Origin of the sequence: Rhizobium sp. BT-226, assembly GCF_025847085.2 — a bacterium.
Classification (GTDB): domain Bacteria; phylum Pseudomonadota; class Alphaproteobacteria; order Rhizobiales; family Rhizobiaceae; genus Rhizobium; species Rhizobium sophorae.
On record NZ_JAOYTI010000007.1, the window covers coordinates 234,559 to 254,204 of the forward strand.

A 19,646-nucleotide genomic window follows, 5' to 3' on the forward strand; every position below is an offset into this window, starting at 1 on the left:
GTCCGATGATTGTGCTGGGCCATCCCGCCGGGGTAGGCGAGCTCTTTAGAGTTTCTGGAGTTCATCCGCGGCGGCGGTCGATCAGACCGGCGGGGGATGTCCGCTATGCGCCGTCGAGTACGCCTCGATCTCGGCTTCGAGTTCGGCCATGGCCTCGCCTCCTGCCATCAGGTCGGTAATCTCTTCGCGCGTCTTTTCGCCCTTGCGGAAATCGGCCGCCTTCGCACCCTTGATGAGCACTGCGAAGTGGTCTCCCACCGTCATGGCGTGAATGACGTTGTGAGTGATGAAAATGACGGCGAGTCCGCGCCGGCGCGCTTCCAGGACGATACGCAGCACGTGCGCCGCCTCCTTGACGCCGAGAGCGGCGGTCGGCTCGTCGAGGATCAGCACCCGGGCGCCAAAGTGGACGGCTCGGGCGATTGCCAGGGATTGCCGCTCCCCGCCCGACAGACCGCCGATTAGACGATCGCCATCGTCGATGCGGGTGATGCCGAACTCGCGCACGGCCTTGACCGCGATTTCATTTGCGGCTTTGCGGTCGTAGATTTTGAACGGGCCGAAGCCCTTGGTCAGTTCCCGCCCAACGAAGAACGAACGGCCGATGCTCATCAGCGGAAAGGTGCCGCCGAACTGATGGACCGTTGCGATGCCGAGATCTGCGGCTTCGCGCGGATTCTGGAAGACGATCGGCCGACCTTCGAACTTCACCGTGCCGCTTGTCGGCTTGTAGACACCGGCAAAGGTCTTGATCAGGGTGGACTTTCCCGCGCCGTTGTCACCCAGCAGGCAAAGTACTTCACCGGGATGAACGCTCAATGTGATGTCGTAGAGCACATCGATCGGGCCGAAGGACTTGTTGACGTTTTCAAGTTCAAGAATTGGGCCAGCCATGTCTCAGCTCTCACTTCTTCTTCTTGGGTGAATAGGTCAGCGCCATCTGCCGGAACGTATTGTTCATCAGGACGGCCACGAGCAGCATCACGCCGATGATCAGGCTCGACCAATTGCGGTCGAAGGTCGTGAAATAGATGCCTTGGTTGACGACGGCGAAGGTGATCGTGCCGAAGAAGATCCCGATCACCGACCCGAACCCTCCGGTCAGCAGCACACCTCCGACGACGACCGAGATGATCGAGTTGAAGATGAATGTCATTCCGCCCGAAACCTGCGCGGAATTGAACAGGATGGCCTGACACATGCCGACGAAGGAGGCGCTCATCGCCGAGAGGACGAAGAGGACCATCGTCAGACGGGTCGTCGGAATGCCGGCGTTGCGGGCACTGACCTTGTCTCCGCCCATCGCGAAAATCCAGTTCCCGTAAGGCGAAAAATGAATGAAGAAGATGAAGATCGCGGTGATGGCCACCCACCACAGAATGATCACCTGAAACGATCCGGCCAGGAATTGCCCGAAAAGGAACTTTGCCCAGGGGGCGGCAGTCAGCGCCACGCTCGTGGTGCCGGTTACGAGAACCGAAGTGCCAAGCATCAGGCCCTGGACAGCAAAGAGGGTGCCGAGCGTTACGATCAGCGAAGGCACGGCCGTGTGCACGACGAGGTAGCCGTTGACCAGCCCGACGATGAGGCCGAAGGCAAGCGCACCGAGCATTCCGAGCCATATGGGAAGATCGTAGTAGCCCGAGAGGACCGCGACCGTCATGGAGCCGGCGGGGATCATCGCGCCAATCGAAATGTCGAGATCGCCTGCGATCATCAAAAGTCCGATGGGAAGAGCGATAATGCCGAGATTGGCGGCGACGTTGAGCCAGCTTGCGGCGCCGGCGGGCTCCAGGAACTTGGTGCTGCCGAATACGACGAAGAACACGAGGACGCCGACAAGTCCGAGGAATGCGCCCGCCTCGGGACGGCGCAACAGGTTGCCGAATGAAAGATTGTTCATATGCCTATCCCAGTTTGGGCGTGAATCTCCAGGCGTGCGGACGCGGTGGTCCGCACGCTCGATAAACTTCGACCCGCGGATATCCCGCGGGCCGGAGCCCGTTTTGAACGATCAGCGAGCGCCTTCCTTGACGCCGGCCAGGGTGGCGTCGATGTTCGCGGCATCGACGATGCCCGGGCCGGTCAGCACGGGTGCGGTCGGCAGGTTGGTGCCGTAGTCGATATGCGCGGCGAGAAGCGAAACCCCCAGCAGCGACTGCAGGTAAGGCTGCTGGTCGATCGCAAAGGTCTGCGAACCGTCCTTGATGCGGGCAAGCCCCGAGGCATTCAGGTCGAAGGTGCCATGCGCGACCTTGCCGACTTTATTCGCCTGAGCGATCCCGCTTGCAGCTGCATCAGCGTCAGAAGCCCCAACATTGAGGACGCCGTCGATGGTGTCGTCCTGGAGCAGTGTCGCCTTGACGGCCTCGGCGATTGCCGTCTGATCGCCGAAGCTGGTCGCCGGCAATGGCAGCTGCTTGCCAGTGCCGCCCTTTCCGGTGATGCCGTCGATGACACCCTTGCAACGGGCCTCCTGGTTTGCCGCACCCGGGAGCGTATTGACGCAAATGACATTTTTCGCACCCTTGGACGCGAAATATTCGCCGCCTGCCTTGCCGGCCGTGTATTCATCCGAGCCGACATAGTTGATCGCGCCAAGCTCGCGAGCTTTGTCGATGTTGCCGGCATTCATGAGGATGACTTTGATGCCCGCAGCGACGGCAGCCTTGATGGCCTCGTCTTCCGCCTCGGGCACCCAGTCGGGCACCACGATGCCGGTCACGCCCTGGCTGATGGCCGTGCGGACGAGCTGGGCGGCGTCAGGTCCGAGATTGTCGTAGGTCTGCAGCTGCAGATAGCTGACGGAGCCGCCGTTCTTCTCGACGACGAGCCGGGCGTCATCGACTCCCTTCTTGATACGGCTCCAGAATTCGTCGTCGGTCTTGCCGCCGACGACAGCAATATTCGCGGCCATGACAGAAGAAGCGCCAAGAACGAAAACAGCGCCAGCCAGCAGCCCGCGTACGGCGCGCATTGAAAAACTCATGTGATTTCCTCCCAAAAAGGCGGTCGAGAGTAACAATTCCTCAAAGCAAGGCTCCCAACTCGCTGGAATATTTGTATCAACGGACCGCCGAAAATGGAATGCCTATTGCGTTTTGATGAAATTAATGTATCATTTCATTTCATCCAAAAATGGAATGAAATATATCATGAAGAGACCGACCATTGCCGATCTTGCCCAGGCGTCCGGCGTCAGCATCGCCACGGTCAATCGCATCCTCGGAGGTACCGGCGCAGTGCGTGCGGAAACGATCGAGAGGGTGCAAAATGCCGCGGAAGAGATTGGATTTTATGGCCGCGGCGTGATCGAGGACCGCAGGCAGCGGCTCCTGCCGAATTATCGTTTCGGCTTTCTTCTCCAGCAGTCGAGCCGTGAGCTCTACCGGCTGTTCGGCTCCAAGATCACGGAGGCGGCCGCGAGACGCCAGCACGAGAAAGTCGTGGCTGTGGTCGATTTCGTCGATGTCCTCGAGCCACAAAATATTGCAGATCGTCTCGAAGCGCTTGGCAAACGCTGTGATGCCGTTGCTGTCATTGCGGGTGACCACCCGTTGATCGGGCAGACCATCCAGTCCCTCAAGGAGAGGGGAAAGCCAGTCGTTGCATACATAACCGATCAGTCTGCCCGGGATCGCGCCGGCTTCGTCGGCACGGACAATTGGAAACTCGGGCGGACCGCCGCATGGTTTCTCGCTCAGACCACGCCGATGCCCGGCCGGATCGCCGTCTTCATCGGCAATCATCGCTATCAGTGCCAGGATGTCTCCGATGCGAGCTTTCGATCCTATATGCGCGAGCACGCGCCCCATCTTCAGGTGGATGACAGCAGACCGACACATGAGGAGCCACAGGAAGCCTACCGGATCGTCAGCCAGCTGCTTTCCGAACTCGATGACCTCAGAGGTATCTTCATCGTCGGAGGGGGAATTTCCGGTGTGCTGCGCGCTCTTCGCGAAGCACCCGTCGAAAAGCGGGATAAGGTCAGGGTCGTCTGCCGCGACATCGGCCCGGAAACGCGCAAGGGCTTGACGGAAGGCCTGATCATGGCGGCATTGTGCCATCCGCTGGATCAGATATCAGACGAATTGATCGCGACGATGATCGCCGCGTTGGAACACCGCGACAGCACGACCATCCTTCAGCGCGTGGTGCCTTTCGAAACGATTACGCCCGAAAGCGTTTGAGCCGCCCGGTTTGCATAAGGCGGCTGGCCGAAAGGGCCAGCCGCCTTATAAAGTGGCAGGGCTGATAGCTATTGCGGTGTCGTGTCAGATGTCGACGACAAGGCCCTTGGCTTTCAGCACCGGTTCGAGATTGCTGACCTCGATGACCGATTTGCCCTGCTTATATGCCGCGATATAGCCGGCCTCGGCATCTTCGCGGGCCTGTGACAGCCTGGCGACTTCCTGCGCTTCCTGGCGGCGCACGATCACCAAGCCGTCCGCATCGCCGGCGATGATGTCGCCGGGATGGATGATTTCACCGCCGACGATGATCGTGTCGTTCACCGCCGCAATGGTTTCTTTCACCGTCCCCTTGATGCAGACGCTGAGCGAGAAGACGGGAAAGCCAAGTTCCCTGAGCTGAAGCGTGTCACGCACGCCGGTGTCGGTCACGAGACCGCCGATGCCCTTTGCCAGGCAGGCATTGGCAAGCACATCGCCGAAGGATCCGGCCTCTTCGTATTCGCCCGCCGATACGACGATGATATCGCCCGGCTTTGCGTAGTTGATAGCGAGTTGCAGCATGATGTTGTCACGTGGCGCGCACTTCACCGTAAAGGCCGGTCCGCAGAGTTTCATGCGGTAGTCGACGGGCTTCAGGCGGGAGGACAGGGCTCCGCGGCGCCCTTGGGCTTCGTGGATCGTCGCGGGCGAAAATTTGGAAACGGCGTCGATATCGGCTTTGCTTGGCCGTTCGGCAATATCTTTAATATGGATCATGGATGCCTCCCATTTTTGGCCGACGGCGGGCATGTCCCGCCGTCTGATTTCGTTCGGATTCTCATCGGATGCCCCGAAGTCCTACGGGATCGGGTCGAACTTCAGCTCCGAGAGCGATACGACCTTGTCGGTCCGCGTCATCTTGTATTCGGTATCCGGGCCGAGCCACTTGTCCCAGATCTTGTTGATCTCGCCCGATGTGTCGAGCTTGCGGAGGATCTCGTTGACCTTGGCGGTCAGCGCCGGCTGATCCTTGGCCATGCCGATGCCGATCGGCTGATACAGCATCGGCTCGTCGATCATCCGCATCGCCTTGCCCTTGCTCTTCGATTCATTGACGAACTTGGTCGTCGTCATGGTGTTGGCCACCATGCCGCGCGCCTTGCCCTGCTGGACGGCGAGATAGGCAGAGGCGGTATCCTGGAAGGTCAGCGGGTCGGACTTGTTGAGCTTGATCGACATTTCTGAGGTCGAGCCCTTGGTCGAGGCGATGCGCTGGCCGGCGTAATCTGCCTTCGTCTTGCCGGCATCGTCCGCGGGCACGATCAGCATTTCCTTAGCGAGATAATAGGGATCGCTGAACTGGATCTGCTCGGCGCGGCTGAGCGTATAGGCAAGGTTGGCAACGGTGATGTCGACGCGGCCGAGCTTGACCTCGGGGACACGCGCCTCGACCGAAACCGGCTTGATCTCAGCCTTGACGCCCAGTTCCTTGGCGATGGCGCCGCAGAGATCGACGTCGAAACCGGCCATTTCGCGGGTCTTCGGATCGGGCGAAGCGAAGGGGGGAACGTCGGCGAACGTCGCGCAGCGCAGGGTTTTCGCCGACATGATGGTGTCGAGCTGATCGGCTTGTGCGGGCAAGGCGGCCGCCATGCCGGCAAATGCGGCGGTGAGGGTTAGGCATTTCCAGTTCATTGCTGTTCTCCTTTGTTTTTGGTGATTGGTATCAATGCCTGAGATCAGCGAGGAAACGCTGAGCCCGGGGATGGCGCGGATTGCTGAAGAATTCCTCGGGGGTCGCCATTTCTAGGATCTGGCCGGCATCGATGAACCAGACACGATCCGCGACGTCGCGCGCGAAACCCATTTCGTGGGTGACGCAGAGCATGGTCATGCCTTCGGACGCCAGGCTCTTCATGACGGCCAGCACTTCGCCGACCATTTCAGGATCGAGCGCGCTGGTCGGCTCGTCGAACAGCATGACCGGCGGTTCCATGGCCAGGGCGCGGGCGATTGCCACCCGCTGCTGCTGGCCACCCGAGAGTTGACCGGGATAGGCCCGCGCCTTGTCGGCAAGGCCGACCCGATCGAGAAGCTTGAGGGCCTTGTCTTCTGCGACATCCGGCGCCACGCCTTTCACCCGGATCGGCGACATCGAGACGTTTTCGACCACCGAAAGGTGCGGAAACAGGTTGAAGTTCTGAAATACGAAGCCGATCCGGCTGCGCAGCGCATTGAGTTCCTTCGCCCGCATGGCGGCGTGGATGTTTTGCCCGTCGAGCGTGATTGATCCGCTGTTGATCTCCTCGAGGCGATTGATCGTGCGGATCAGCGTCGATTTTCCCGAACCGGACGGCCCGCAGATGACCACGACTTCGCCGCGTGTCACCTGCGCATCAATGTCCTTCAGGACCGCATAGTCGCCGTAGCTCTTGCAGACTTGCGAAAGCCGGATCGTCTGCAATTCCTGTGCTGAAACTGACATGGTCATGGCTGCTCCGATATGATTTTCGATGGCGCGACCAAGGCGGCGGCAGGAAGGTTGGAAAGTCCCGCACGCCGCCGCGTGATGCTCCGCTCGAGGCGATTTGCGAAGTAGGTGAGCGTCCAGCAGATGGCGAAGTAGACGATCGCCAGGATGAGGAAGACCTGGAAAGGCTGTGTCAGGAGTTGGTTGTTGACCTGGCTTGCTGCAAAGGTCAGGTCCGGAACGTTGATCACGTAGCCGAGCGTCGTGTCCTTGATCGTCGAGACGAAGGTGGAGATGATGCTGGGGATCATGTTGTAGAGTGCCTGCGGCAGGATGATGAAGCGCATCGCACCGATATAGCTGTGGCCGAGCGCACGCCCCGCATCCATCTGGCCCGGTCCGAGCGCGACGATGCCGGCACGCACGACTTCGCTCAGAAATGCGCTCTGATAGACCACGAGCGTCGTCAGCATCGTCACGAAGCTCGGCACATCGGCGCCGGTCAAGAGCGGAACGAGGAAATAGCTCCACAGGATGAGCATCAAGAGCGGCACGCCCCGGGTGAAATAGACGAGTGCGGTGACCGGCCAGCGCAGCAGCGGCGACTTGGAGAGCCGCGCCAATGCGAACAGGATGCTGACCGGAAAGGCGAGAGCGATGCTGAGCGCCGAAAGGATCAGCGTGTTGGCGAGCCCGCCGAGCGGCCCGTTCGGATATTGGCCGATCAAGAGCAGCAGCCAGTAGTCTCGGACGATGGCGATCATGTCGTGGATCACGCGCGCGCACTCCTGGCGGGATCGGCGCGCATCGACAGATAGGCGCCGATGCTCATGATCACGAGCGAGAAGAAAAGGTAGAGAACCGTGCCGATCAGGTAGATCTCGAAGGTCCGGAAGCTGAGGTTCTCGATTTCCTTGACGGCATGGGTCAGCTCCGAGGCTCCGATGACGACGGCGAGACTGCTATTCTTGAACAGGGAAACGCTGTGATTGATGAGCGGCGGCAGTGCATTGCGCACGCCCTGCGGGATGATGACGAAACGCATCGCCGAGATATAACCGTGGCCGAGCGCACGGGCTGCCTGCATCTGGCCGGGGCTGACCGAGCGTACGCCGGAGCGAAGATCTTCGCTGAAATAGGCCGCCTGGCAAAGCCCGAGCCCGATCACCGCGAAGATGGCCTCGGCATTATGGACGGCCAGCCATTCGGCTACCCCGCTCGGCATCAGGGTGAAAATCCCGAAATACCACAGCATCAGCTGAACCAGGGTGGGGACATTCCGGTGGTAGGAGACGTAAGCGGCGACTAACGGATCGCCGAAGCGAAAGGGCGACAAACGCAAAGCCAGCAGCAGAAGCGCCAGCGCCATCGCCATCGACCAGGAGCCGGCATAGATGATGAAGGTCATCTCGATGCCATGCAGCAGCATGGCGGTATATTCCGGATTTCCCAGGATTGCAGAAAGGTCGAAACCGCTCACGGGTTTGGCTCCCCGGATTGATCCGGCTTCGCCACAGACTGGGGCTTTGCCGTCTGCAGGCCACCCATGACCTGCAGCGTCGGCGTGATCTCCATGTGCCCGATGTTGACGGCGATGGGGGCTGCGATGGCGAAGGCAATCGCGTCGGCAATATCGGCCGCCTGCGGCAGTTCGAAGCCGTCGATGAATCGTTCGCGGATGCTGGGGTCATCGCCATGGACGTGATTGAAAATGTCCGTGGCGACCCGGCCGGGGCAGATTTCCGTGACCCGCACCCGCTTGCCGAAAGCGTCGATGCGCAACTGGTTGGACAGCATGCTCACGCCTGCCTTGGTGGCGTGATAGGATGAGTTGCCGCCGAAATTATAGGCGCCGGCGATCGACGAGATGTTGATGACATGCCCGCGGTCGCGCGCCACCATGCCGGGCACGACCAGCCGGCAGATGTGCAGGACCGCCCGGAGATTGACGTCGACGATGAGATCGATATCGCCCTCGTCGGCTTCCAGGAACTTCTTCGGCCGGTCGACGCCCGCATTGTTGACGAGAATGTCGAATTCCACCCGACGCGCGAGCTCGGCCATGGCCGGCCGATCGGTCACATCGATAGCGTGGGCGATGCAGCCCGTACGCCCGGCCAGCTGCTGCAGCGCTTCGGCACTGCGGGCAACGGCATGGACCTCGATGTTCTCCCGGCGGAGCCGCTCAACCACGGCTGCGCCGATACCGGATGATGCGCCGGTTACCAGTGCGGTCTTGTAGTCGGAGAATGGCATTGTCGTTCCCTTGTTGTTGATTGAGACAGTAGCGAAGCTTTAACCCCTTGCCTAAGACCGATTATCTCTGGAGCAATAAGCAACGGTTATGGAGCCGAGACGGCTGCTGAAGAAGAGAATGAGCTGCTGTCCGCATCGCGTTGCGGAGTCTGTGCCCCAGGCAGTCCCCGGTCCGGGCGACCGCGTCGCGTTGCAAAAGCAATGCGCGTCTGCAAACATGTAAGCCGCGCAGATCAGAACGGTACCCCGATCCTCATGGACATCAGACGCCTCAAATCTTTCATCGTGATCGTCGACAGCGGCAGCATCACGCGAGCGGCGGACCTTTTGCACATCGCCCAGCCGGCTCTCAGCCAGCAGCTTGCGGCACTGGAGGAGCATTTCGGCCACAAGCTGCTGATCCGCAGCCAGCAGGGCGTCAGCATGACCGATGCGGGGCATGCGGTGTATCGCCATGCTCAGATCATCCTTCGGCAGATGGAGCAGGCGCAAGCGGATGCATCGGCAGCTGGCAATTCGCTTGCCGGCCGCGTGTCCGTCGGGCTCGTGCCGTTCAGCAGTGCCGCCACGCTATCGGTTGACCTCCTGGCGGAGACCCGTAAACGCCATCCCGGTATTCTGCTGCACCTGACCGAAAGCGTGGGCCAGACCTATAGCCAGATGATCATGAACGGCCGGCTGGAGATGGCACTTCTCCACGGAACCGGACCGATCAAGGGCGTCCGATTCGAACCGATCCTCAGCGAGGAGTTTTTCGTTGTGGCGCATCGCGACTTTGCCATCGAAGCGGATGCGAAACCCGTTCCGATCAATGCGCTCGACGGAATACCGCTGCTGTTGCCGCCGGCCTACAATTTCGTCCGCCGTGCAGTCGACACCGCCTTCACGCGCACCCGCACCAATTTGAAAGTCGTGGCGGAAGTCGAAATCGTCCGGACGCTGGCCCGCGCGGTGGGCAGCGGCCTCGGCGCGACGATCATGCCGAAAGCCATCGCCGATCGCATCGTATCGGAATCGAGCGAGCCGCTGATCTGCCGGCTCGTCTCGCCGCGGATCGAAGAAACCCTGTCACTGTGCGTTTCCGACCAGAATCCTCTATCAGAGCCGGCCCTTGCCGTCCGGGACATCCTTCTCGAGCTGACGGCGCGCTTGAAAAACTAATCGGGCGCTTTGCGGACCCCGCGAAATTGCGGACGTTGTTGCATTTCTGGCAAGCCCCGACGCCAATATGATCACCGGCACCACCTTACGGTAGACGGCCGCGCAAATGCTTAAGCCAGGCGGCCCGTTAACCCTGTTGCCGCGGACGAGATGCAATCAGCGTCTCAGTCCGCGTTCCCCAAACAGTAACACAGTGTGGCTCTTAACGACACTAGCGTGTCTGAGATCGGGATGAGAGTGTTGCTGCAGGCAGCGCCACTGTGCCCGCCACCAGAAGTCAGCCCCATTCAACAACGTCAAAGGTTTAAAATGAGCTTTCGCAACGGCCTAAACTCGCTTCTTCGTCCCGAAGATTCGGTACTCGTCCTGATCGACCATCAGCCTTTCCAGCTTGCGAACCTCCACAGCCACACCGGTCAGGTTGTGGTCAACAATGCGGCTGGACTGACGAAAGCCGCAAAAGCCTTTCGTGTCCCGACCATTCTTACCAGCGTTGTGGCCGATCGCGGCGGTCTAATCTTCCCACAGATCACCAATGTATTCCCCGACCAGGAAGTGATCGATCGTACCACCCTCAACACCTGGGAGGACAAGAAGGTCGTCGATGCGGTGAAGGCGACGGGCCGCAAGCAACTGATCATCGCGGGCCTCTACACCGAGATCTGCGTCGCAATGCCGGTGATCCACGCCCTTGGCGAAGGCTGGGGCGTTACGGTGATCACCGATGCATGCGGCGGAGTTTCCGTCGAGGCTCATGAGGTAGCCATTCAGCGCATGATCGCCGCCGGCGCCAATGTGATGACCTGGCTGGCTCTTGCGTCCGAATGGCAGCGCGACCACGCTCGAACCGAGCATGTCGCCGAGTTCGTGGAGGTGCTCAAGGACCATGAACCCGGCAGTGGGATCGCGTTCCTGTGGGAACAGCAGCTGCTCAACACTCCCGTGGAAAAGTTGGAAAACTCCGGCTTCTAATTGGCACGGGGTGACGCGCCGCAAGCAGCGATTTACGGATCTTCGTCACCCTACCGACTGCCGCTGATGATCGCAATCATCGACGGCACCTTCGAGCGGTTCCGTCCGCTCGTTGACCTCTATCGGGGAGCGGGAGCGCGCGCCGGCCACGATCCCGCCACGCTGAAGGTGGCCGTTCATGCCGTGGGCTTCGTGGCGGACAGCGATGACGACGCACGCGATATCTTCTTCCCCGGCTGGGCGCAGATGATCGGTAAATACGCGCGCGAGCGCGGCTGGTCGCAGCCGACCCGCGCGCAGTTCGACGAAATGGTCAGCCCACAAGGCGCGTTCCTCATCGGCGATCCCGCAACAGTCGCTGCGAAGATCCACCACGCCAGCGAGGTGCTCGGCGGCATATCGCGCATCGCTTTCCAGATGACGTCCGCAGCCTTCGAAACGGCCGCGATGATCCGGTCGATCGAGCTTCTGGGCGCGGAGGTCGCACCCGCGATGCGGGCGCTCCATTCGAATCCATGGGCCCGCTCCGCAGAAAGTCGCTGATGTTCCGCCTATGCGAAGTTAGGGCGACAAGCCATGGTTGAAGCTTCCTTTCATGTGTACGATCGGGGCAGCAGCTTTGCGTGGTGTTCCTTGTGAACGGGTAGCTGAGCGAGCTCATAAATCATGGTTGCACCTTTAAAGTGAATTGTAGCGGTTATGAGCTCGCACGCGCAGAGTCAGCCGACGGGTCGACTGCAATCACGATTTTACCCCGGACACCGTTGTTCGGGCTCTCAAGCCGCGCGTGGGCGAGAGGGATGTCAGCGAGCGAATAGACAGCGCCAACGTGCGGTCGTAGCTGACCACGCTCTACCAACGTGCTCAGCTCATCAAGTTTGCCGCGGTTTTGTCTTGTGAAAACGAAGTGAAAACTTGCGTTCTTGCCCCACGCTTCGATGAGGTTCTGTGGCTGTGCGATATCCACGATCGTGACAACTCGGCCAAGTTGTGCGAGCGCGTCCGGGCTGCGGGACAGTGTGTCGCCACCAAGGGTGTCAAACACAACGTCGACGCCGCGGCCACCCGTTTCCCGCATTATAACGCTGACATAGTCTTCTTTCCTGTAGTCGATGACTACGTCCGCGCCAACACTTCGTGCAAATTCGAAGTTATCCTCCCGTACGGTCGTGAACACCTTCGCTCCTATGGCTTTCGCGAGCTGGATCGCAACATGACCGACCCCTCCCGCGCCGCCGTGGATCAGAATGCTTTCCCCGACTCTCAAAGCGGCACGCGCGACCAGGGCCTCCCACGCCGTCCCCCCAACCAGGCTCAGGCTTGCTGCTTCGAGATGACTTAGCGAGGAGGGTTTCCTTCCGATGATGTTTTCGTTCGCAACGTGGTATTCGGCATAACTTCCCGGCCCGTCAAATATTTGCGGGGTGTACCAGACTTCGTCTCCTGGAGAGAATGTCGTCACGCCTGGTCCGACTGCTTCGACAACCCCGGATACGTCATGACCAGTAATGGCCGGAAGTGGTACCAAGTCGCGATAGTCGCCGCGCCGAACCTGGTAATCCAACGGATTGATCGACGTTGCATGTACGCGCACCAGGACTTGTCCCGCATGCGGAACAGGCTTTGGCACGTCGCAAAGCTCGAACGATTCAGGGCCACCAAAAGAGTTAAGTGTCATCGCTTTCATTGCGGATCCTCGCTTCGGAAAAAAGGAATATAGGGAATTCTCGATATATCACGATAAAAGATCACAGTTCTTTCCCTATGATCTCGGCAAGTGCACTGATAGTCGCCTCGTTCCGCTTGTAGTAAGTCCATTGACCGATGCGTCTGACTTCCACCAGGCCAGCCCGTTGCAGCGTTGCAAGATAATCGGACACTGTCGACTGCGACAGTCCGACACCTTCCTGTATACTACTAACGCACACCCCCACCGTATGAACGTCACCTTCATCCTGCGGAGGGAAGTTCTTCGCGGGATCCTTCAAACCCTGCACGATTTCAAGACGTGTCCGATTTGAGAGGGCTTTGAATATATCGAGCAATTCCATACCCTAATAATATCGAGATTTACCGATATGTCAATGCAATAAAAGACGGCCATGTCTGCGGCTTCGGTGACGGGTTACCGGATGGCAGCGCAGCGAAGGGCCGGCGTGTCTGTAGTCCTCTATGACCTGGCGTCCGGCTGCCATCGGCCGGAAGGCAATGAAGGGCTCATCAATCTCCGCAACGGTCGCGTTCTAATGCCTCAACCGCTTCACGAGACGGCGTCATTGCGCCGCTAACCGATTTTCGCAGGAGAGGCACGGCGAAGTCTATGAATGCGCGTAAGGCGCCACCTTCGAATCGTCGCGATTGGAAGACCAGATGCGCGGGGATCGGATTCGGGCTCGTATTCAGAGAGAAGGGCAACACCAGCATCCAATCAGTCAGGAGCCTCAGTCAAAGTCAGCCCAATCGCTGCGACAGCGGCTTAGTCCAATCCTGAATGTCGATCCGACCTAGCCTTCCGAGGTCGCGCCATGGTCGAAACACTCGATCAACATTTCAGTCAGCACGCGTACCTTTCTGGCGGGATACTGAGCGGGCGGGCGCACAACGTAAATGCCTGCCGGGGGTGGCGGGTGGCGTGGCATAAGGTTCAAAAGCGCGCCTGAGGCAATATATTCATCGGTGATCCCATCAGGGAGCCATGCTATTCCGAGACCCGCTATCGCCGCCGCCACGAGAGCCACGGCATTGTCAGCCTTGAAGCGCCCTCGCGGATTAACATTGACGATTTTCTCGCCATCCAAGAACTGCCACGCCTCAGTCCCCTGCATGAGCGCTTGATGAGCAACGATATCGTCCAGCTTCTCAGGAGCGCCAAACCGTTCTACATAGTCGGGGCTCGCAACCAGCTTTCCATAAAGCGGCCCGACGCGTTTTGCGATCAGATTGGAGTCTTGAAGGTAACCAAGTCGTATGGCGCAGTCATAGCCTTCCGCGACGAGGTCGACGACCCGATCGCTATAACAGGTCTGGATGTGCAGAAGCGGGTGGCGCCTCGCCATTTCCGCTATCACAGGGGCCAGGTGGGTTGGGCCGAATGACAGAGGCGCGGCAATCCGAAAGCGCCCGCGCAGCTCGCCTTCGGGCAGGAGCGTTTCCCTGGCCACGTCAATCTCGGCAGAGACTCTGGCTGCATAATCCCGGAACGTGGTCCCTGCCTCTGTAAGAGAGGCTCCCCGGGTGGTCCTTACCAGCAGCTGGACACCAAGCTCCTCCTCCAGCCGAACAAGCCGTCGACTCACCATGGACTTCGACACACCAAGCCGCTGCGCCGCGGCTGAAACGCCTCCGGCATCAGCAACTTCGACGAAAGTCCGCAGGTCATCAATGTCCAATTTGCGTTCCTCATTTCGCGACACAGCTTAGCAGGAACGAGGACTACCGCATCATGACCTGAAATGACAGTCTCGGCGGGGTCTGTAGCGGTGCTGTCGCGCGCGCCTGTAGATCCCCGGAGTAGGAATCTTGAAAGCAAAAACTATGCCCCCAACCCCGACTGGCGGGAGATCGGTATAGAGCTCGTCTTTTATCTGTTTTGGCCGCCGGCGGCGGCCTGGTTCTGGTTCGGCTGGAAATTCACCCTATAGCTGCCTGATTCTCACTGCGCTTTAGGCGTTGGTGACATGGCTGGTTTCTTCGCGGCTTCCTTGCTCCGAACAGTTCAGCCGTATTGCTCGCGCCATAGCGACCTTGCAGCGTCGGTCGCAGGCAATCGCCCCACAAACTTCTAGGGATCTCATAATGGAAATCGGTATCGACAGTTTTGCGGCCATCCTCCCGGATCCGACCACAGGCAGGCTTCCTTCGGCGACCGAGCGTATGGCCGAACTCATCGAGGAGGTCGTCGTCGCGGACCGCGTCGGGCTCGATATCTTCGGCGTAGGCGAGCATCATCGCGGCGAGTTTCTCGACTCCGCCCCGACTGTCATTCTGGCCGCGGCGGCGGCTCGGACCAGCCGGATCAGGTTGACGAGCGCGGTGACCGTTCTAAGTGCCGCCGACCCGGTGCGGGTTTTTCAGGAGTTTGCGACTCTCGATCTGATTTCCAAAGGTCGTGCCGAAGTCGTTGTCGGGCGAGGTTCTTTCGTCGAGGCTTATCCGCTATTCGGCCTCGACACACGGGACTATGACGACCTCTTTGCGGAGAAGCTCGACCTGTTGCTCAGGCTTGGCGAGACGACCAACGTCACTTGGGAAGGTCGCTTTCGCCCGCCGCTTCAGGGGCAAGGTGTCTTTCCGCGTCCGCATCAGCCACAGCTCCCGATATGGATCGGCGTAGGTGGCACGCCGCAATCCTTCGCCCGCGCCGGTACGCTTGGCCTTCCCTTGATGGTCGCGATCATCGGCGGGAGCTTCGAGCGCTTCCGACCGCTTGTGGATCTCTATCGCGAAGCTGGCAAGCTCGCGGGGCACGGTGCCGAGACTCTCAAAGTCGGCGTTCACGCGATGGGGTTCGTGGGGGAGACCGAAGCTGTAGCGAGGGATGCCTTCTTCCCTGGCTGGGCGCATCTGACAACGAATATAGGTCGTGAGCGTGGCTGGTCGCCGCCGACGCGGCAGCAGTTCGAAGCCATGGCAGGTCCAGAGGGCGCATTCCTGATCGGTGACCCGAAGACCGTTGCAGCCAAGATGTTGCAGGCCAGCGAGACACTTGGCGGCGTTTCACGCATCACCTTCCAAATGAGCACGGCCTCTCTCGACACCGCAGCGATGAAGACATCGATCGACCTTCTGGGCACGGAGGTTGCGCCAATCGTCAGGGCAACACGACGGGCATAGATCCCAAGCTGTGCCGCAAACGGGAACTCCGAGTAGACATCAAAGATCTGCGGACTTTTGTCGAAGTTGCCGATGCCGCGGGCGTTTCTCCAGCAGCACGTCGACTGGGTATCATTAAGTCAATGGGCCGGCTTGCGGGGCACCGCTCTGCCTTGCTCGTGTCGCCAAAGAAACTGGCAACGCTCATTCCTCAAGGAGATCAACAGAATGCTTCAACGCTCTTCCGTCGAACACCATCGCACCGCGGTAAGCGTCTTCTCCATAGCCCTCCTTGGCATCGCTTTATCAGGATGCGTGTCGGCTGAAGAGCGGCGGTACGCGGACGCAAATACCTGTCAGAGCTTTGGGGCGCCCTATGGCTCACCCGCCTATACCAATTGCATGCTCGAACAGCAGCGTCGGCGCGACAATGAGGAACTGGAGTCGCTCGAGCGGACCCGGCTGACGACCGAGATTGCGAGAGACGCTCAAATTATGGCCGATCGCGCGCGCAGGGAGCGTTGCCATCGGGATCCTGATCGGCGCGAGTGCCGTCGATAAGGAGCAACCGTCCGTTGATGCAACTATATGCCAGCATCGCGTCAGCTATTATAGCCGCCGACTTTGCCTGTCGGGGGCCGTCGGCGGACCGCAGCTCCATCAATGAGGTTGATGCTTAGTCGGACGATGCGCGGTCGCGCGGTGGGATTTGGGCGGCGCCGTGTTCCGTTTATTGCGACACAGCTCACCGCGCCGCGCAGCTAGTCGTGACAGCGGCCACCCTTTAGTGGTCTCGCTTGAGATCCGTCGAGACAATGCAGTGGCTTCTGCGCACTACGCGGGTCCCGGATTGCAAGCAGACAGGAGAGGTAAACACGCATGAGCTGGAACCCCGCAATTGAACCAGGTTGTCCCGATGAGGTCAGCATCGATGCGATCGAAACCCTTATATTGCCGAGGTCGCGCGACATTGGCGGTTTCGAGGTTCGGCGCGCTTTGCCCGCACCGAAGCGGCAGATGGTCGGGCCGTTCATCTTCTTCGACCAGGCCGGGCCGGCCGAGCTGTTGACCGGGCAGGGCATCGACGTTCGGCCGCACCCGCATATCGGCCTCGGCACGGTCACCTACCTTTATCGCGGTGACTTTCACCACCGCGACAGCACCGGGGCCGACCAGATCATCCGTCCCGGCGAGTTGAACTGGATGGTTGCCGGCCGCGGGGTGTCTCATTCGGAGCGCACGACGGCAGCGGCCCGAACCGGGCCGAACAGCTTGTTCGGGATCCAGACGTGGCTTGCTCTGCCGGAAAGCCACGAAGACATGGATCCCACCTTTGAGCACCACGGCAAAGAGGTATTGCCGGTCATCGAGGACCAGGGCGCTTCTGTCCGCCTTATCCTCGGAAACGCCTACGGCGAGATCGCGCCCGCCACCATGTTCTCCGAGACATTTTACGCCGACGTGACCTTGGAACCAGGAAGCCGCCTGCCGTTGCCGGACAATCACGAGGACAGAGGCATCTACATCGTCGAAGGTTCGATCTTGATCGCCGGCCGGGATTACGAGGCACCGCAGATGATGGTGTTCCGCCCCGGCGACAAGATCACAGTCGCAGCGGGTAGCCGAGGCGCGCGTCTCATGATCCTCGGCGGTGCAACGCTTGCAGGGCCACGATACATCTGGTGGAATTTCGTAGCCTCTTCGAAGGAGCGTATCGAAGAAGCCAAAGACGAATGGCGTGCGCAGAACTGGGGCAAGGGACGTTTTGACCTCCCGATCAACGACCGGGATGAGCACATTCCTCTTCCGGAGTGACAGCGCGGTACCGCATTCGCTCAAGCGAACTTGATTGATCCAGTGCGGCAAGCACAACCTCGCATTTTAAATTCAACGAGATGGAGAAAGCGAATGAACAACGAATGGCCACGCCTCGATTATCTTAGCTGGCGCGAAACCTGTTCCGCCCTGCATCTCTACCTGCAGGTTGTCGGCAAGTATCGGCTGGCTCATACGCCGTGGCTCAACCATTCCTGGAACGCGACCTTCTATGTGACGCCTTCCGGCCTGATATCGTCCCCGATTCTGGATGGCCCTGGCATCGAGATCCTGTTTGACTTTCATGATCATGCGGTCATGGGTACGAGCGGTGCCGGGCGCAAGGCCTCTTTTGCGCTGGGGACATCCACGGTCGCGGAGTTTCATGCCAATTTCGCTCAGCTGATCTCCAAGCTCGGAGGTACCCCGGACTTCCACGGCCAACCCAACGAGGTGCCAGATCCTGTCCCGTTCGACGAGGACCATCGTGACCGCCCCTATGACCCTGATGCCGTTCGACGTTTTCATCAGGCGTTGATGGCAGTGGACGCGGTTTTCAGGACGTTTCGGACGTCCTTTCTCGGGAAATCCAGCCCCGTGCACCTTTTCTGGGGAAGTTTCGATCTGGCCGTCACACGTTTTTCTGGACGGCGGGCTCCCATCCATCCCGGCGGCATTCCGGCATTGCCGGACAGCGTGACGCAGGAAGCTTATGATCGGGAGGTTTCCTCGGCGGGCTTCTGGCCCGGCGGCGGCATCGATTATCCCGCATTCTATGCCTATGCCTATCCGGCACCAAACGGCTTTCGGGCCGCGTCCGTCCAGCCCGATGCTGCTTTCTGGCATGAAGGCATGTCGGAGTTTATCCTGCCCTATGATGCGGTTCAATCTGCCGCCGAGCCTGATATAGCCTTGATGTCCTTTCTCGTTTCGACCTACGAAGCTGCCGCCAATCTGGGAGGGTGGGACCGCGAACTGCTCGAGTGCACCCATGGACAGCGCGGCAAGGTCCGATTGCCGGACGCTGAGCGTCCGCAGAAGGCTGCCCCATCGGCCAGCGAGGCGGTTGAACGGGAGGATGGGCCATCGAAGGGGCGATACCGCATCGTCGTCGATGGCGTCGAAGCGGAGATGACCTACAGTCGCGCTGGTAAAGAACTGATCATTATCGACCATACCGACGTTCCTGCCGCTTTGCGGGGCCGGAAGGTCGGTGAACGCCTTGTGCGCCAAGCGGTCGAGGATGCCCGGCGCGAAAGGGTCGCGATCATTCCCCTTTGCCCATTTGCCAAAGCCCAGATCGAGCGTCATCCTGCGTGGCAGGATGTTCTTAGAAAGTGACCAACCTGCCGAGCAGCGCTGCACCGGCATTTGAGGATAGCATGCAGAAAGACACCTACCGTTTTCAGGAGGCAGATAAGGCCCTGTTGGCCGCTGTCGATGAAGCAATTGAGCGCGCCGTTGAGACTGCAGGGCATGAACTTCAGTCGCTCGGTGTGGGCAGATCACCATATGATTACTTTGCGGACGCCGCACTTCGTCACCTGTTCCTGCGTCTGTGCGGCGCCAATCCGGAAACCAATACGGGAGGAGATCCCGAAACAGCATGGAAAATTCTCTATGCGGGGCGCAATGCCGCGCGTCATTGGGAGAGGGAGCGCGGCGGTCAACCAGCGCTTCGGAAGAAAAAGGAACGCCGGGAGGATACCGAGAAAGATGCGAGTGAACGCCAGCAGCTGGCACTCTCCGCACAGAACTTCGCGTTGAGAACTGTTATTCGCGCATTAGTCGACCACGCGCGCGCCTCGGATCCGCAGATCAACGACCGCCTACACGCGGCGATCGACGCTCGCCATGCGGGTCTTGGGAACGTATCTGACACCGACCGCGAGTTCACGCAGACAGCAAAAAACTATCTGTCGCTTCTCACCACCCCGCCAGAGTAGACGCAGTGGCAGCTCAACCGGACACCTTCAAAGATTACGGAG

The 19,646-nt window shown here is 59.9% G+C and carries 20 protein-coding genes and 1 pseudogene; 9 read left to right on the forward strand and 12 right to left on the reverse strand.

The window, feature by feature from the left end; translation table 11 throughout:
* Positions 1-81: 81 nt before the first annotated feature.
* The 3 genes from OIU37_RS32005 to OIU37_RS32015 all read right to left on the reverse strand — a co-directional run bounded on the left by OIU37_RS32005 (position 82) and on the right by OIU37_RS32015 (position 2,989).
* Positions 82-894, reverse strand: a complete 813-nt coding sequence (locus OIU37_RS32005) for an ATP-binding cassette domain-containing protein (protein WP_028755778.1) — start codon at positions 892-894, stop codon at positions 82-84.
* Positions 895-904: 10 nt separating this feature from the next.
* Positions 905-1,903: an ABC transporter permease gene (locus OIU37_RS32010; protein WP_264259821.1), complete on the reverse strand. Its 999-nt coding sequence runs from the start codon at positions 1,901-1,903 to the stop codon at positions 905-907.
* A gap of 111 nt (positions 1,904-2,014) precedes the next feature.
* Positions 2,015-2,989, reverse strand: coding sequence for a substrate-binding domain-containing protein (locus OIU37_RS32015; protein ID WP_105010468.1), 975 nt, complete (start codon positions 2,987-2,989; stop codon positions 2,015-2,017).
* 163 nt (positions 2,990-3,152) lie between these two features.
* On the opposite strand from OIU37_RS32015, the gene OIU37_RS32020 reads away from it, so the two are divergent.
* Positions 3,153-4,190 (forward strand): LacI family DNA-binding transcriptional regulator, encoded by a 1,038-nt coding sequence (locus OIU37_RS32020; protein WP_081250661.1) that lies wholly within the window; start codon positions 3,153-3,155, stop codon positions 4,188-4,190.
* Between the two features lie 84 nt (positions 4,191-4,274).
* On the opposite strand, the gene OIU37_RS32025 is transcribed toward OIU37_RS32020, so the two are convergent.
* The 6 genes from OIU37_RS32025 to OIU37_RS32050 all read right to left on the reverse strand — a co-directional run bounded on the left by OIU37_RS32025 (position 4,275) and on the right by OIU37_RS32050 (position 8,898).
* Complete coding sequence (locus tag OIU37_RS32025) at positions 4,275-4,949, reverse strand: 4-carboxy-4-hydroxy-2-oxoadipate aldolase/oxaloacetate decarboxylase (RefSeq protein ID WP_028755774.1); 675 nt, start codon at positions 4,947-4,949, stop codon at positions 4,275-4,277.
* An 81-nt stretch (positions 4,950-5,030) separates the two neighbouring features.
* Positions 5,031-5,867: an ABC transporter substrate-binding protein gene (locus OIU37_RS32030; RefSeq protein WP_168313380.1), complete on the reverse strand. Its 837-nt coding sequence runs from the start codon at positions 5,865-5,867 to the stop codon at positions 5,031-5,033.
* 31 nt (positions 5,868-5,898) lie between these two features.
* On the reverse strand, positions 5,899-6,663 hold the full coding sequence (locus tag OIU37_RS32035) for an amino acid ABC transporter ATP-binding protein (protein ID WP_264259822.1): 765 nt from the start codon (positions 6,661-6,663) through the stop codon (positions 5,899-5,901).
* Complete coding sequence (locus OIU37_RS32040; RefSeq protein ID WP_180697148.1) at positions 6,660-7,418, reverse strand: amino acid ABC transporter permease; 759 nt, start codon at positions 7,416-7,418, stop codon at positions 6,660-6,662. The genes OIU37_RS32035 and OIU37_RS32040 overlap by 4 nt, the downstream gene beginning before the upstream one ends.
* Positions 7,415-8,122, reverse strand: a complete 708-nt coding sequence (locus OIU37_RS32045) for an amino acid ABC transporter permease (protein WP_264259823.1) — start codon at positions 8,120-8,122, stop codon at positions 7,415-7,417. The genes OIU37_RS32040 and OIU37_RS32045 overlap by 4 nt, the downstream gene beginning before the upstream one ends.
* Positions 8,119-8,898: an SDR family oxidoreductase gene (locus OIU37_RS32050; protein WP_168313381.1), complete on the reverse strand. Its 780-nt coding sequence runs from the start codon at positions 8,896-8,898 to the stop codon at positions 8,119-8,121. Before OIU37_RS32050 ends, OIU37_RS32045 begins: the two co-directional genes overlap by 4 nt.
* A gap of 201 nt (positions 8,899-9,099) precedes the next feature.
* Between OIU37_RS32050 and nac the strand changes: the two genes are divergently transcribed.
* The 3 genes from nac (at position 9,100) to OIU37_RS32065 (ending at position 11,574) form a co-directional block, all read left to right on the forward strand.
* On the forward strand, positions 9,100-10,059 hold the full coding sequence (gene nac / locus OIU37_RS32055) for a nitrogen assimilation transcriptional regulator NAC (RefSeq protein ID WP_264259824.1): 960 nt from the start codon (positions 9,100-9,102) through the stop codon (positions 10,057-10,059).
* 309 nt (positions 10,060-10,368) lie between these two features.
* A complete protein-coding gene (locus tag OIU37_RS32060) occupies positions 10,369-11,031 on the forward strand; it encodes a hydrolase (protein WP_264259825.1) in 663 nt (220 codons plus the stop codon).
* 66 nt (positions 11,032-11,097) lie between these two features.
* A complete protein-coding gene (locus OIU37_RS32065; RefSeq protein WP_168317389.1) occupies positions 11,098-11,574 on the forward strand; it encodes an LLM class flavin-dependent oxidoreductase in 477 nt (158 codons plus the stop codon).
* A gap of 154 nt (positions 11,575-11,728) precedes the next feature.
* Here OIU37_RS32065 and OIU37_RS32070 read toward each other — a convergent pair whose 3' ends face one another.
* The 3 genes from OIU37_RS32070 to OIU37_RS32080 all read right to left on the reverse strand — a co-directional run bounded on the left by OIU37_RS32070 (position 11,729) and on the right by OIU37_RS32080 (position 14,420).
* Positions 11,729-12,718, reverse strand: a complete 990-nt coding sequence (locus OIU37_RS32070) for a zinc-dependent alcohol dehydrogenase family protein (protein WP_180697152.1) — start codon at positions 12,716-12,718, stop codon at positions 11,729-11,731.
* A 61-nt stretch (positions 12,719-12,779) separates the two neighbouring features.
* Complete coding sequence (locus tag OIU37_RS32075; protein ID WP_264259826.1) at positions 12,780-13,082, reverse strand: helix-turn-helix transcriptional regulator; 303 nt, start codon at positions 13,080-13,082, stop codon at positions 12,780-12,782.
* 453 nt (positions 13,083-13,535) lie between these two features.
* A complete protein-coding gene (locus tag OIU37_RS32080) occupies positions 13,536-14,420 on the reverse strand; it encodes a LysR family transcriptional regulator (protein ID WP_264259827.1) in 885 nt (294 codons plus the stop codon).
* Positions 14,421-14,826: 406 nt separating this feature from the next.
* Between OIU37_RS32080 and OIU37_RS32085 the strand changes: the two genes are divergently transcribed.
* The 5 genes and pseudogenes from OIU37_RS32085 to OIU37_RS32105 all read left to right on the forward strand — a co-directional run bounded on the left by OIU37_RS32085 (position 14,827) and on the right by OIU37_RS32105 (position 19,604).
* A complete protein-coding gene (locus OIU37_RS32085) occupies positions 14,827-15,864 on the forward strand; it encodes an LLM class flavin-dependent oxidoreductase (RefSeq protein ID WP_264259828.1) in 1,038 nt (345 codons plus the stop codon).
* Between the two features lie 8 nt (positions 15,865-15,872).
* Positions 15,873-15,989 (forward strand): annotated as a pseudogene (locus OIU37_RS32090) (LysR family transcriptional regulator); the annotation flags it as partial.
* A 733-nt stretch (positions 15,990-16,722) separates the two neighbouring features.
* Positions 16,723-17,658: a pirin family protein gene (locus OIU37_RS32095; protein WP_264259829.1), complete on the forward strand. Its 936-nt coding sequence runs from the start codon at positions 16,723-16,725 to the stop codon at positions 17,656-17,658.
* A 93-nt stretch (positions 17,659-17,751) separates the two neighbouring features.
* Positions 17,752-18,999, forward strand: coding sequence for an N-acetyltransferase (locus OIU37_RS32100; protein ID WP_264259853.1), 1,248 nt, complete (start codon positions 17,752-17,754; stop codon positions 18,997-18,999).
* Positions 18,996-19,604 carry a hypothetical protein gene (locus tag OIU37_RS32105; RefSeq protein ID WP_264259830.1) on the forward strand — a complete coding sequence of 203 codons (609 nt, stop codon included), beginning with the start codon at positions 18,996-18,998 and terminating at the stop codon, positions 19,602-19,604. Before OIU37_RS32100 ends, OIU37_RS32105 begins: the two co-directional genes overlap by 4 nt.
* Positions 19,605-19,646 lie beyond the last annotated feature (42 nt).